The organism is Pseudomonas fulva (assembly GCF_023517795.1).
GTDB lineage: Bacteria > Pseudomonadota > Gammaproteobacteria > Pseudomonadales > Pseudomonadaceae > Aquipseudomonas > Aquipseudomonas fulva_D.
In genome coordinates this window covers 1,394,246-1,407,850 of record NZ_CP082928.1, presented here as the reverse complement: position 1 = coordinate 1,407,850, position 13,605 = coordinate 1,394,246, and the positions used below count along the sequence as shown (strand labels likewise).

The 13,605-nt window shown below is 55.9% G+C and carries 11 protein-coding genes; 6 read left to right on the top strand and 5 right to left on the bottom strand.

From position 1 onward, the window contains the following. The first annotated feature begins 31 nt into the window (after positions 1-31). Positions 32-1,960, top strand: coding sequence for an ArnT family glycosyltransferase (locus K8U54_RS06360; protein ID WP_249909354.1), 1,929 nt, complete (start codon positions 32-34; stop codon positions 1,958-1,960). A gap of 2 nt (positions 1,961-1,962) precedes the next feature. Here the strand turns inward: K8U54_RS06360 and K8U54_RS06355 are convergent, their stop codons facing one another. The 4 genes from K8U54_RS06355 to K8U54_RS06340 all read right to left on the bottom strand — a co-directional run bounded on the left by K8U54_RS06355 (position 1,963) and on the right by K8U54_RS06340 (position 6,387). After that, positions 1,963-2,841, bottom strand: coding sequence for a lysylphosphatidylglycerol synthase transmembrane domain-containing protein (locus tag K8U54_RS06355; protein WP_249909353.1), 879 nt, complete (start codon positions 2,839-2,841; stop codon positions 1,963-1,965). A gap of 62 nt (positions 2,842-2,903) precedes the next feature. Next, positions 2,904-3,644: an SDR family oxidoreductase gene (locus K8U54_RS06350; protein ID WP_249909352.1), complete on the bottom strand. Its 741-nt coding sequence runs from the start codon at positions 3,642-3,644 to the stop codon at positions 2,904-2,906. After that, the gene (locus K8U54_RS06345) at positions 3,641-4,951 is read right to left on the bottom strand and encodes an FAD-binding oxidoreductase (protein ID WP_249909351.1); all 1,311 of its coding nucleotides are present in this window, start codon (positions 4,949-4,951) and stop codon (positions 3,641-3,643) included. The genes K8U54_RS06350 and K8U54_RS06345 overlap by 4 nt, the downstream gene beginning before the upstream one ends. Beyond that, positions 4,948-6,387, bottom strand: coding sequence for a UbiA family prenyltransferase (locus tag K8U54_RS06340; protein WP_249909350.1), 1,440 nt, complete (start codon positions 6,385-6,387; stop codon positions 4,948-4,950). The genes K8U54_RS06345 and K8U54_RS06340 overlap by 4 nt, the downstream gene beginning before the upstream one ends. A gap of 634 nt (positions 6,388-7,021) precedes the next feature. Between K8U54_RS06340 and K8U54_RS06335 the strand changes: the two genes are divergently transcribed. The 4 genes from K8U54_RS06335 to K8U54_RS06320 all read left to right on the top strand — a co-directional run bounded on the left by K8U54_RS06335 (position 7,022) and on the right by K8U54_RS06320 (position 11,302). Continuing rightward, a complete protein-coding gene (locus K8U54_RS06335; RefSeq protein ID WP_249909349.1) occupies positions 7,022-9,427 on the top strand; it encodes a membrane-bound PQQ-dependent dehydrogenase, glucose/quinate/shikimate family in 2,406 nt (801 codons plus the stop codon). 257 nt (positions 9,428-9,684) lie between these two features. Further along, positions 9,685-10,080, top strand: coding sequence for a type VII toxin-antitoxin system MntA family adenylyltransferase antitoxin (gene mntA / locus K8U54_RS06330; RefSeq protein ID WP_249909348.1), 396 nt, complete (start codon positions 9,685-9,687; stop codon positions 10,078-10,080). Further along, complete coding sequence (gene hepT, locus K8U54_RS06325; RefSeq protein WP_249909347.1) at positions 10,070-10,489, top strand: type VII toxin-antitoxin system HepT family RNase toxin; 420 nt, start codon at positions 10,070-10,072, stop codon at positions 10,487-10,489. Before mntA ends, hepT begins: the two co-directional genes overlap by 11 nt. Positions 10,490-11,032: 543 nt before the next feature. Further along, positions 11,033-11,302, top strand: a complete 270-nt coding sequence (locus K8U54_RS06320; RefSeq protein WP_249909346.1) for a hypothetical protein — start codon at positions 11,033-11,035, stop codon at positions 11,300-11,302. A gap of 107 nt (positions 11,303-11,409) precedes the next feature. Here K8U54_RS06320 and K8U54_RS06315 read toward each other — a convergent pair whose 3' ends face one another. Next, a complete protein-coding gene (locus K8U54_RS06315; protein ID WP_013792859.1) occupies positions 11,410-12,993 on the bottom strand; it encodes a peptide chain release factor 3 in 1,584 nt (527 codons plus the stop codon). Between the two features lie 183 nt (positions 12,994-13,176). Here K8U54_RS06315 and K8U54_RS06310 point away from each other — a divergent pair, with 183 nt between their 5' ends. Beyond that, positions 13,177-13,590 carry a DUF192 domain-containing protein gene (locus tag K8U54_RS06310; RefSeq protein ID WP_249909345.1) on the top strand — a complete coding sequence of 138 codons (414 nt, stop codon included), beginning with the start codon at positions 13,177-13,179 and terminating at the stop codon, positions 13,588-13,590. The last annotated feature ends 15 nt before the right edge of the window (positions 13,591-13,605 follow it).

Sequence of the window (13,605 nt, the reverse complement as noted above, 5' to 3'; positions counted from 1 at the left end):
ATGGCTTGTTATATGCCTCATGCAGCTGTGCATGCTGGCCGCGATTGTGCGGCGCCATGGCGAGCCGCAAACATATATGTTGTTGGGAGCAGTTTTCTTGGTAAGGGAATCTATTTTCAGATATTCAGTTGCTTCGGTAGTTTTATTGTTTCTACTGATTTTTTTTAGAACGGCCTGGATCAGTGATGACGCGGCAATTACTATTCGAACGGTATTGAATTTCGTTAATGGTTATGGCCCGGTTTTTAATGTTGGGGAACGGGTGCAGGGTTATACTCATCCGTCGTGGTTTATTTTGCTGTCGCTGTTGACCAAGGGGCTGGGTAATCCATATTTATCCGCTCATTTACTTTCTCTGCTTTGTTCATTGGCAACACTGAGCATCATTCTATACTGCGCTCGTCAGCGTCTTGTGTTTGGATTGATTGCAGTGGCCGCCCTTGTTTTTTCCAAAGCCTTTGTGGACTACAGCAGTTCAGGCCTGGAAAATCCCTTGGCACACTTGATTATTGTCGCCGCAGTGGTTGTATACTTGCGAGCGGTTGAAGCGGTTCGGCGTTCAGATTACTGCTGCTTTTTCTTTCTATGTGCATTGGCCTTTCTAACACGTCCCGACTTGGCCCTATTGCTGCTGCCGTTCTCTTTACATTTATTTTGGCGCGCACTGAATAGTCTGCCGGTGCTGTGTGCCGGTCTGGCTTGCTGTGCGGTGCCTGTACTCATTTGGACCACATTTTCGCTGGTTTACTATGGGTTTGCATTCCCCAATACAGCCTACGCCAAGCTGGGGGCGGGTATATCTCTCGGTCAACGATTGCCGCAGGGGCTGGCCTATTTTGGAGATTCCCTGCAGCGAGACCCGTTAACGCTGGGTTTTATCGGCATCTTCTTAAGTATCGCTATGCGTGGCGGAGTCTTTAACAGGTTGTCTGCTGCTGGTATTGCTCTCTATTTGTTCTACGTGCTTTCTATTGGCGGCGATTTTATGTCTGGCCGGTTTTTTACCGTTCCTTTGGTGATGGCTGCGCTGGCCTTTATATTTGTAGACATTGGTAGGCAGTGGCTTTTTGCTATTGCTTTGTTCGTGTCTGCCTTGGCGATATGGGGTAGTGATCACACGCTGTTCAGTGGCTCGGGATATGAAAACAAGGTTATCGGTTCTAACGGTATCGCTGATGAGCGAGGCTACTATTTCCAGAGAACCGGCCTCATACGGCAGGGTAGCGAAGAGTTGCCACTTCCTCGTTGGGATCTAGGTAATCCAAAAGTTATTTCCCAATGCGGGGAGATGGGCTTCGAGAGCATAAAGTCGGGTCCAGGAACTTACGTTATTGACCCCTGTGGTCTTGTTGATCCACTTTTGGCAAGATTGCCTGCGCAATATGATCCTACTTGGCGTGTGGGGCATCTTTATAGGCAGCTGCCAACGGATTATGTGCTGGGTTTAGAGCGCGGTGTAAATATGCTCGCCGATCCAGAACTACGGAAGTTTTATGATGAACTTCGTGTTGTGGTGCGAGGGGATATTTTTTCTGCAGATCGCTGGCGGTTGATATGGAAGCTGAATTCCGCTTCCGTAGACGAACCCTGGTACTCCGCATTTCGCTACGGGAACGTTCCTGCCAGCTCCCTCGTCCCGATAGTCGGAATCGATGAGCTGGCTCGTGCTGAGGGCTTTCTATTTCATAATGCGCTGGAAATCGCTTTTGAGCCTGGTGCTGGTCTTTTTTGGATGGACTTGTCCTTAGACATGCAGAGCTATGATATTTATCTGCTTGTTAATGGTACGTATGTAAAGAGCCTCAATATTCCCGCGGGGGAGACTGGTGTAACAGGCATCCGAAGTTTCCGAGTCGAGATGGAAACGCCGATCAAGGCATCCAGGATGATGTTGAAAGCAGTTACACCGGGTGAACATTTCGTCAGGGTAGTCGTTCTGAACGAGGGAATGCAGCGCTGATTTCAGAGGCTGTATTTGGTCTTCATTAGAGCGCAGAGGCCAAGAAAGGTCGCGAACCACAAAGTAGTCAAACGAATAATCAGTGTCGTTGCGATTGCGTCAGCAGTTGAGGCGCCTTGCCAGACGAGCAAGGCGACCATGGCTGCTTCGGAACCCCCGAGTCCTCCCGGCATAAAGCTTATGGCTCCTGCGAGCATCGCAACTGCATAGACGAAAACAGCGAAGTTTAGGCTTGTATCTATCCCGGCCCATTGCAGAATCCAGAAAAAGGCGACTGCCTCGGCCAGCCACGCGAATAGACCGAGAGCGGTACAGAAAGCGATTGATAGAGGGCGGTGGCAACGCTGTGCCAGAAACATTACGCCAACCGCTTTATTGATGAGAGCCGCTTTACCCTTTAACCGGCTTGTTGCAACCTGCAGGCGTTTCAGCAGTCTTGGGTAAATGAGTGGGGTGTAGCACGTGGCTACAAGCCCCAGTCCGATCAATATCAATGGTTGTGCAGCTGGATATCTATAAAGGCCGAACAGCGCAAGCAGTACGACGGCAAGCAGATCTGACAATCTTTCGCTCAGAAAGGCTGCGAGACTGCTGGCATGGGGAATGCCCAGAGGCTTAAGAAGAAGACTCCTCAAAGCCTCTCCTGCTTTGCCCGGCGTTGTCGTAAAGGCAAAACCTGCAAGGTAAATTTTCAAGTGCTGCTGCCAGGGTAAGCGATGCCCCAGAATTTTCAGATACCACTGCCATCTGAAGAAGCGCATGGCGTAATTCAGAATTGACATGAGCAGTGCGGCTAAGACACCCCAGATTCCGATTCGACCCACTGTATCGATAACCTGTTGCCAGCCTCCCCACATCGAAAACAGCAGATAAGCTACCAACGTAACCCCTATTGACAGTATGAGTGCCTTGAGCTGCCATGGAGGGAGTTGAGGAGCTATGTTCACAGATCGAGTCTCTTGAATAGCCAGCTTGGAATATGACGAATGGCCAACATAATGAATGCCCAAAACCTGGGAGCGTAGATCACGTCTTGCTTGCGTTCGATACCTTGGAGTATACGTTGCGCAACCTGGTCAGGCGTGGCGAGAAGAATCGCGGGTAGATTCAATTCGCGCGTCATGGGGGTGTCGACAAAGCCAGGGCGTATATCTGCCACATGAACACGTTTTTTGTACAGCCTCGCCCTGAGCCCCTCAAGGAAAGAAGAAACTGCTGCCTTGGCAGCACCGTACACGTAGTTGGACGGGCGTCCACGGTCTCCAGCGACTGAAGATAACACTGCCAGTGTTCCACAACCTTGTTCCTCCAGGCGGTTCGCAATACGAGTAATAATGGCGATGACTGAAATCGCATTGCTATCGATTTCCCGCAATGCCAGATCGACGTCCTGTTCGCAAACTGCTTGGTTTGGGAGAGTGCCGTGAGCGATTAAAGCTATATCGATTTGGCCAAGCGCCTCAATGCTGTGCTCCAGCATTGAAGCGTGCATTGCATAGTCGAGAGCGTCTAGCTCGTAGATAGAAACTTTGTGCGCGCCTCGTGCCGTCAAGTCTGAGCTTAATAGCTGTAACTTCTCTTTATTTCGGCCTACTAAAAAGAAAAATGCCGGCTCTGCCGTCCATCGACGCGCGCACGCTGTGGCTATTGCGGATGTGGCTCCAATAATAAGAATACGTTTCATGCTGTGACTCTTTTCCAAAATGCAGACATCATTAAGGGGTCTCTAAGTTTTTCTAGTTTTTCCCAGGCCGGATATGCGTGGCGAAAATGTACAGCGCTCATGTGTGCATCTTTCGCAGGGTAGAGCCTGCCTCCCGCCTCATAAACAATAGCGTCAAGTCTTTTAAAGAGCGCTTCCAGCGAATTATTCTGGGCAAAATCGAGCGCTAAGGAAATTCCCTGCATTGGAAAGGAAAGTAGGCCGGGTGAGACCGCATCTCCGCAGCGTTTAAGTACCGCCAGAAAAGAGCCTTGCTTGGCGGTAGCGATGATCTTCAGCATTTCTCTTATAGCCGATTCTGCATGGGTTTCAGGTATTACACACTGGTGCTGCTGAAAGCCCAGGGCACCATAAAGCCTGTTCCAATGCAGGAGGTTGTCGAGTGGATAAAAGAAGGTTGAGTAGCTTTCGCGCTGTTTCGAACGGTTTGGTGGCAGCCGATGCCAATATAGGCTGTTAAATGCTCGAACAGATAATGAGTTTACAAGTGATATTGGAGGCGTAGCCGCGACGCTGATCTTTCTCAGAGGCGGGTTCTCGAGAGCACCATATTCCGAGTGGTTTCCTGCACTAAAGATGCCTCTACCTAGATTGTGGCCGCGTGCAGTGCAGTCGATCCATGCCACGCTGTATTCGTTTACAGGATCCAGTTCCTTGGACAGCGAGAAAAACTCACTCAAACTGCCAAAACGTTGATGATGTGTGTCGATTTGACTGGTGCGTATAGGCCTCAGCGCTATCTCTGCCCAGATGATGATACCGGTCAGGCCGAGTCCGGATATGGTTGCCCTGTAGAGTTCGGGATTCTCGTCCTGAGAACATATGAGTGTTTGACCGTTACGATAAAGCGCCATTCGAATCAGATGCTTGCCAAAGGTCCCTTGGCAGTGGTGGTTTTTGCCATGCACATCGTTGGCAATTGCCCCGCCTAATGTCACGTATCGAGTGCCGGGCGTCACGGGCAGGAACCAACCTTGAGGTATCGTGAGATCAATGATTTCACCGAGCGTAATCCCTGCCTCTGCCTTGACGATACCCTTCTGCCAATCAACCGACAAGAAATGGTCAAGAGGGCGCATGTGGATGACATGCCCGCTTTCAGCAAGGCAGCTGTCACCATAGCTTCTTCCGTTGCCAAACGGCAGGGTCGTTCTTTCCCCGTGTTTTGCCTCGGCAAGGAGTGTCTTTAGATTGGCCGACCAGTCACAGGCATGACCTTGCTGGCTATGCCGGGGAACGCCTCCCCATGAACGTAAGACCTTACTCATGACGCTCCCCAGAAGACGAGGCAGAACAGAACGCCTACTACCAAACTGATACTGTCGCGCATTGCAAAGATGATAGGGTCATCGTTCATTTCTCCCCTGTGCGTCAGTATCCATATGCGCGTGATCCAGAACATCAGAATAGGACATGCTAGCCATATCAGTTCGGGATAGTGGTAGAGATGAGCAGTGCTTTGATCATGGATATAAAGAGCTAGCACCATTACAGATAGATAGCCGGCAGATGATCCCAGAGACGCAATTATAGAAAGATCCCCGGGATAGTAGCCTCGACCGTGAGTTTTTTCAGTCTTGCCTTGTGCTAGCGCGTCATGCAGTTCGGCATACCGTTTAACCATTGCCAGGCTGAGAAATATGAACATCGAAAACGCGAGTATCCAGAATGTCAGTGGAAGTGTAAAGGCAGCCGCTCCTGCGATGATCCTCAGGGTATAGAGGAGGGCAAGAGCGATGACATCCATTGTCATATGACGTTTAAGATTGAACGAGTAAGCCAATGTGAGTAAGTAGTAAGTTACTAACGCGTACAGGAAGGGTATTGAGATCCATCGGATGGCTATAAAAAAAGCGCTACCCAGTAGTAAGGGGGTTGCAATGATGGCCAGCCGAATAGGAATTATTCCTGCGGCCAGGGGGCGATTTCTTTTGCGCGTATGTCGACGATCATCTTGCAAGTCTAAAAGATCGTTCAGTAAATAAACGCTCGACGCGCATAGCCCGAAACAGAAGAATGCAGTGATTCCTTCGAGTAATAAGGTAAAATCGGTTAGGCGATGAGCTGCGAGTAGTGGAACAAATATCAATAGATTTTTTAACCATTGGTGCAAGCGTAGGGCTTTGATCCAACTGTTCGGCTTGAATGGGTTTGAGTGTAGAATTGTCTCGATGTTTTTTAATTTTTTCGCTTGGAAGCTCACGCCAAACTGCGGGTTAACAATGTAGGCTTTTCGACACGCTTGCCATACGGTCAAGTCGTCCTGAGAATTACCGACATAATCAAAGCCCGCTAGCCCGTAGATCTCAATCAAACGGGTTTTCTTTTTTTCCGCTGAGAGGTTGGTGTCTTCATCGCTTGCGATTACCTTATCAAACAACCCCAGGTGGGCGGCAATTTTTTCTGCAATGCTCTGATGTGAGGCCGTGGCCAGCACTATTTCACGTCCTTCAGATTTCGCCTCTCGGATGAGCATGACAACATCAGGATCATAAGGGAGGGTCGTTACATCAATTGTGCTAAGCTCTGCTAGTCGGGCCTTTAATACCGACTTTCCCTTGCCTAGCCACCTCAAAAGAATTGGCGTATGTAACGGCTTGCTGTGGATCAGGCATAATGCTGACTCAATCAAAATGTCAGATCTCAATAATGTTCCGTCCAGGTCTATCACCAGTGGTGTTTCGTGATCCTTACAGTTTTCCATGGTCAGCCTGTCAGTTTATATTGTTAAGGAATTAAGGTGGGCAGCGGTTTTGCTACGGAAATCAAAAAATAGGATTTTATACTGACAACCTGTTCATGATCTTGTGTGGAGTTGGCATTAGATAGCATTTTTACCAGGTTGGTAGTGTGTCAATGACAGGCCTTGATATCCATCAACTCATCGAAGTCTTTAAATCTGGATCTGATGAGTCAAGTCCTTTGCTATTTTCCAAAAACCTCCTGGGACTAATAGCGCGGCCACAGGAGCCGCAGTCTGCATCTGTCCGGGTAGCCGCTCGCACGGGCAAGGGAACGCGCTGTCGTATGGCAAGCCATTTTTCGTATCGGTGATCGAACAGCCAGCCTAGTCATTTACGGAGGTTTGACGCTCTCTGGGTACTCATGAAATGGTATCTGGTCGCAACCAAGGGTCAATGGCCGCTCCTGTCGCTTAGACTGTCCAAGGTTCGCCACCGGTTAAGCGAGGTGCTACGCGGCTTCAGCACTCTGGTCGAGCGCTAACCTTCGAAAACCTGAACCAACTAGGCCGCCCTTGCCTCCACTGCTCTCTTACCTAGCCTTTATTGCCAAAGATTTCGTTGCGTCAGGTGTGATGAATCGGAGGGGAGTGTGCCATGAGTATCGGATACCGTCGCCCGTTGTGGGTCAGCCTTACCGCTTTTGTGATTTTACTGCTGGGTGCAGTCATGACGGCTGGCGGCGGTTACCTGGGGAGCTTGGGCGGCTCGTGGTATTACCTGATAGCCGGTTTCGGGTTGTTAATTGTGGCCGGCTTGTTGTTCGCCCAACGCCGCTCCGCCATCGCGCTTTATGGCCTGCTGCTCCTAGGCACCCTAGCCTGGACCCTCTACGAAGTCCGCTTCGACTGGTGGCAGTTGGCGCCACGGATCGACCTGTGGTGCATCCTAGGTCTCTGGCTGTTCCTGCCGTTCGTCAATCGGCATGTTGGCTGTTACGGTGTCTGGCGTGACGGCGCCACCGGCGTTCTGGGCCTAGGCCTCTTGGCCGGTGCGGTGATGGCCGGTTATTCGCTGACCCAGGATTACCATTCCATCGATGGCGAATTCAGCGATGCGCAGATGCAGGGTGAGGCGGCTGGCGATTTTGCTCAGCGATCCCCGAGTGAGTGGCCGGCCTATGGTGGTTCGAAGCAGAGTGATCGTTACTCGAGCGCTGATCTGATCACCCCGGAAAATGCAGGCAAGCTTGAGAAAGCCTGGGAGTTTCATACCGGGGATTTGCCCGGCGATGGCGATCCCCATGAGCTGACCAATCAGGTCACGCCGCTGAAAGTCGGTAATACCCTGTTTATCTGCACGCCCCACAGCGTGGCCATCGCGCTGGATGCGGACACCGGCGAGGAGCGTTGGCGGTTCGACCCGAGCATCAACCGGGATGCCGAGTACTACCAGCATATGACCTGCCGTGGCTTGGCCTATCACGATGGCACCGCTGCTGCGGTCACCGCCAATGTAGCCGAGCAGCCCAACCAGCCCGCTGCGCGTTGTGAAAAGCGCCTGTTCCTGCCGACCAACGACGGCACCCTGATGGCGCTGGATGTCGAGGACGGTCAGCCGTGCGAAGACTTCGGCGATGCCGGCACGGTCGACCTGAAGGCGGGGCTGGGAGAGGGCGCGCTGGGCGTCTACCTGCCGACCTCGCCGCCCGTGGTGACCAGCAAGCTGGTAATTCAGGGCGGTTCGATCACCGATAACGGTTCGGTAGACTCACCCGGCGGCGTGATTCGCGCCTATGACGTGAAGACCGGCGCGCTGGTGTGGAATTTCGATCCGGGCAATCCCGACGCCACCGAGCCGCTGGCACCGGGCGAAACCTATGTGCGCAGCACGCCCAACGTCTGGACGATTCCCACCGCCGATGAGGCGCTGGGACTGGTCTATCTGCCGATGGGCAACCAGACCCCCGATCAGTGGTCGACTCCCCGTGACGAGCTGGCCGAACGGTTCACGGCCACGCTGGTGGCGCTGGATCTGGCGACCGGCAAGGTGCGCTGGGAGTTTCAGACCGTGCACCACGATCTCTGGGACCGCGATCTGCCTTCGCAGCCGACCCTGGTGGATATCGACGGTGCGCAAGGCAAGGTACCGGCGATCATCCAGGCGACCAAGCGTGGTGATCTCTACGTGCTCGACCGGCGTACCGGCGAGCCCATCGTGCCGGTCAACGAGATGCCGGTGCCCCAGGGCACCGACTACGGTGACACCACCGCCGCCACGCAGCCAGCCTCGGCCCTGAGCTATGCGCCGCAGGAGCCGTTGCGCGAGCGCGACATGTGGGGTGGTACGCCGATTGACCAGATGCTCTGCCGCATCCAGTTCCGCAAGCTGCGCTATGAGGGCGATTTCACCCCGCCGTCGCAGCAGGGCTCGCTGATCTATCCAGGCAACGTCGGCGTGTTCAACTGGCCGTCGGTGGCGGTGGATCCGAACCGCCAATTGCTGTTCGGCGCGCCGAACTACCTGGCGTTCATCTCGCAGATGGTCAAGCGCAGTGAGGTCGACCCCGACGAGCAAATGGGCGGTGGGGAAACCGGTCTGCAGCCCAACCTGGGCGCGCCGTATATGGTGCGCTTGCAGCCGTTCCTGTCGGTGCTCGGTTTGCCATGCCAGTCGCCGCCTTGGGGCTATGTGACGGCCGTCGATCTGCGCACCATGAAGAAGGTGTGGATGCACAAGAACGGCACCAGTCGCGACAGCGCGCCCCTGGGCCTGCCGTTCCCGGTGGGTACGCCGGCGCTCGGCGGGCCGATCATCACCGCCGGCGGCGTGGCCTTTATGAGCGGTACGCTGGACTACTACCTGCGCGCCTACGACCTGAAGACCGGCAAGGAACTGTGGAAAGGGCGCCTGCCGGCGGGCGGCCAGGCCACGCCGATGACCTATGTGTCCGAGAAGACCGGCAAGCAATACGTGGTGCAGATGGCCGGCGGGCACGGCTCGTTCGGTACCAAGGTCGGCGATTCGGTGACCGCATGGGCGCTGCCGGAGGAAAAGCCGTAAGTGAAGGCAGGGCGCGCTAGGGCGGATTCGATTCGACCTATAGCTTGGACTAGCCGGAGGCGTAATCCGGGGCAAAGCCCGTAATCCGCCATTTACCGCAAGCCCGTTGTATCGAGTGTCACAACTGAACGCCCCGCCTCGCGCGGGGCGTATTGCTGCCTGGCTTTGGCGGTGTTGCGAATGATGTGGCGTATTACGCCTTCGGCCAATACGCCCTACGTGGCTGGGTTACACTTGCTTGCTCAGCAGGAGGGCATATGAACCAACAGGCCGTGATTGATTTGCTATGTGCACGACTCAAGGGCGTATTGGCTATTTATGCGTTCGGCAGCCGCATTCGAGGCGAGGCGAATGAGCATAGCGATCTGGATCTCGCCGTATTGGTAGAAGGATACGCAGAGCCTGTGGCGCTATGGCGCCTGGCTGGGGAGCTTGAGGACGTTGTGGGTTGCCCCGTGGACCTGTTGGATTTACGCAATGCTTCGACGGTGATGCAGCAGCAGGTGATCGTGCATGGCGAGCGTTGGTGGGCCAGGGACGAGCGGGCAGGTTTGTTCGAGTGTGCCATGCTCAGCGAGAAGCTGGATTTGGATGCAGCCAGAGCGCCGCTGTTGCGCATTATCGAGCAGGAGGGGCGGGTATATGGCCGATGATGTTTTGCTCAACAAGGCGGCAAGTATCGAGCGATGTGTCAGGCGGGCACGCGAGGAGTACGAACGTGACCCTTCTACTTTCGGCACGGACTTTACCCGTCAGGATGCTGCCATTCTGAATATTCAGCGTGCCTGTGAGGCTGCGCTGGACATGGGCCAGCATCTGATTCGTCGTGAGCGCTTGGGCATACCGCAGAGCGCCCGAGATGTGTTCGGCTTATTGGCGGAGCATGGATGGATTGCTCTGGCGCTCGCCGATGCGCTGAAGAGGATGGTCGGATATCGCAACATTGCGGTGCATGAATATCAGGCGTTGCAGTTGCCAATCACCATTGCGGTGATCACCGGTCATCTGGATGAGTTTCTGGACTACTCCCAGGCAATTCTTCTGCGCGATGCCGCTCGCTGATCTGGAACCTCATAGGTATCGCGCAATGCCTGACTTCTAGCCTGATCAAGGTATGACGGATAACCCGTAGGATGGATTAGCCGAAGGCGTAATCCGTCGTTTACCGCGAACCACGATACCCGCTGCGGTACTGAACGCCCTGCCTCGCGCGGGGCGTTTTGATTTTCAGGGCGGCTTTGCATCGTGCGGCGCATCATGCCTTCGGCTGATGCGCCGCACGGTTCTTATCCGCGGGCCAAGCCCGAGGAGGGTGATTGCTCTTCAACCACGAATTAGCGATGCCCCCGCTGCAGTCGAACGCCCCGCCTTCGTGCGGGGGCGTTTTGCTGTGTGGATTTTGGGTTGCTGCCAATCGTGAAGGATTACGCCTTCGGCTAACACCTACCACGGCTTTGCTCAAGTATCCGCTGGCCATCTCGCATCATCTTGTCTCACGATTCGTTGGCGTTCTGGTGCCATTTACGGTCTCAACATTCGTCGGCATCCTCTTGATGCCATGTAGCCATGGACTAGCTTGAATTGGATCCTTACCGGAGTCGCAGAATGAAATTGATTGTCACCCTGGCATTTGGCGCCTTGCTCGTTGGTTGTGCTCATAACGAGCAGGAGGTCAGGCACTACGGAAACGATGCGTTACCCAGCGCCGAAGTGACTGCCTTTGAAGCGGTGGACGCCCGATTCAATTACCAGGATGCGCGCATCGAATATGACAACAACGACTGCGCCGTGTACCAGGGCGTTGCTCCCGACGGCCAACGGCGAAACGTGCCACTCACCGACCCGAGCGGCAAGCCACTGTGCAGCCGCCCCTGAGCGCCTGGTAAGCGGCGGGCGTGGTGGCGCCGATCATTCGGCGGGTTACGCCTTCGGCTAATCCGCCCTACGCTTTGGCGTATTAGCCGAAGGTTTGTCGGGGCGGATCAGTGGTGTTCGCGGGTGGCGCGGAATTTCACGTCCGGCCAGCGCTCTTCCATCAGGCTCAGGTTGACGCGGGTCGGCGCCAGGTAGGTGAGGTGACCACCGCCATCGACCGCGAGGTTTTCCACGGCCTTATTGGAAAATTCCTCGAGCTTCTTCTTGTCGTCGCACTCGATCCAGCGTGCCGACCACACGGTGATCGGCTCGTAGCCGCACTCGACCTTGTATTCCTCCTTCAGGCGGCTGGCGACCACGTCGAACTGCAGCACACCGACGGCGCCGAGGATGATGTCGTTGCTGCGCTCGGGGAAGAACACCTGGGTGGCCCCTTCCTCGGCGAGCTGCTGCAGGCCCTGGCGCAGCTGCTTGGATTTCAGCGGGTCCTTCAGGCGCACGCGGCGGAACAGCTCCGGGGCGAAGTGCGGGATGCCGGTGAAGCCCAGCGCTTCGCCCTCGGTGAAGGTGTCGCCGATCTGGATGGTGCCGTGGTTGTGCAGGCCGATGATGTCGCCGGCCCAGGCTTCCTCGAGCATTTCCCGCTCGCTGGAGAAGAAGGTCAGGGCGTCGCCGATGCGTACGTCCTTGCCGGTGCGCACGTGGCGCATCTTCATGCCCTTCTCGTACTTGCCCGAACAGATGCGCATGAAGGCCACGCGGTCGCGGTGCTTGGGGTCCATGTTCGCCTGGATCTTGAACACGAAGCCGGTGAACTTCTCCTCGGTCGGCTCCACCGGACGCTCGTGGGCCACGCGGGCCAGCGGGCGCGGCGCCCAGTCGACCACGGCGTCGAGCACATGGTCGACGCCGAAGTTGCCCAGTGCGGTGCCGAAGAACACCGGGGTCAGCTGGCCATTGTCGAATTCGTCCTGATCGAACGGGTGGCAGGCGACCTGCACCAGCTCCAGCTGCTCGACGAAGCGCTCGTACTCGTCGCCCAGGTGAGCGCGGGCCTCGTCGGAGTCCAGCTTGTGGATGATCTTGGCTTCAGTGCGCTCGTGGCCGTGGCCAGCGGTGTAGACGATGATGTAATCGCCTTCGAGGTGATACACGCCCTTGAAGTCGCGGTAGCAGCCGATCGGCCAGGTGATCGGCGCGGCCTTGATCTTCAGCACCGCCTCGATTTCGTCGAGCAATTCGATGGGGTCGCGGATGTCGCGGTCGAGCTTGTTGACGAAGCTGACGATCGGCGTGTCGCGCAGGCGGCACACGTCCATCAGGGCGATGGTGCGTGGCTCGACGCCCTTACCGCCATCGAGCACCATCAGCGCGCTGTCCACCGCGGTCAGGGTGCGGTAGGTGTCTTCCGAGAAGTCTTCGTGGCCCGGGGTGTCGAGCAGGTTGATCATGTGCTCGCGGTAGGGGAACTGCATCACCGAGGTGGTGATGGAGATGCCGCGCTGCTTCTCCATTTCCATCCAGTCGGATGTCGCGTGGCGGTCGGATTTACGCGACTTCACCGTACCGGCCACTTCGATCGCCTTGCCCATCAGCAGGAGCTTTTCGGTGATGGTGGTCTTACCGGCGTCGGGGTGGGAAATGATCGCGAAGGTACGGCGCTTGGCGACTTCGGCGGCCTGAGTGGTCATGGATGCGTGCCTGCTTGAAAGCGTGGGCGGGCCAGGTCGGCCCGGAAAAATGCGCGATTATAGCGGGAAATGCACAGGCGCTGGGGCATCCGCTGCGCACGTCCGTCGCGTTGCCGCGGCGGCGAATGGCGTAGGATTGACCCCTCGCTCATGCTGGGGATCGTCATGAAGCATTGCGCTCTTTTGTGCCTCGTCCTGGGGCTTGCCTCGAATGCGGCGCTGGCACAGCTGCCTGAATGCCGGGTTGGCTTCCCGGCGGGGCAGGCTCGCGACCTGCCGCTTGCCGCCACCCCCGAGGCGCGCACCCTGGGGCTGTCCGGGCGTGACGAGGTCGGTGGCGGCATGCTCTTCGCCTGGCCCCAGGAGGGGCTGCGCGAGCTGTGGATGAAGGACACTCGCGTCGCGCTGTCGGCGGCCTTCATCGACAGCGCCGGCAGGGTGCGCAAGGTGGTCGACATGCGTCCCTTCAGCCTGCAGCGTCATGGCGCCGATGAGCCGGTGCGCTATATCATCGAGGTCGCTCAGGGCGAGTTCGCGGCCCTTGGGGTGGTGGTCGGCAGCCGCGTGAGCATCGACTGTAAACCCGCCGACGGCTGAGTCGGCCTCGATCCT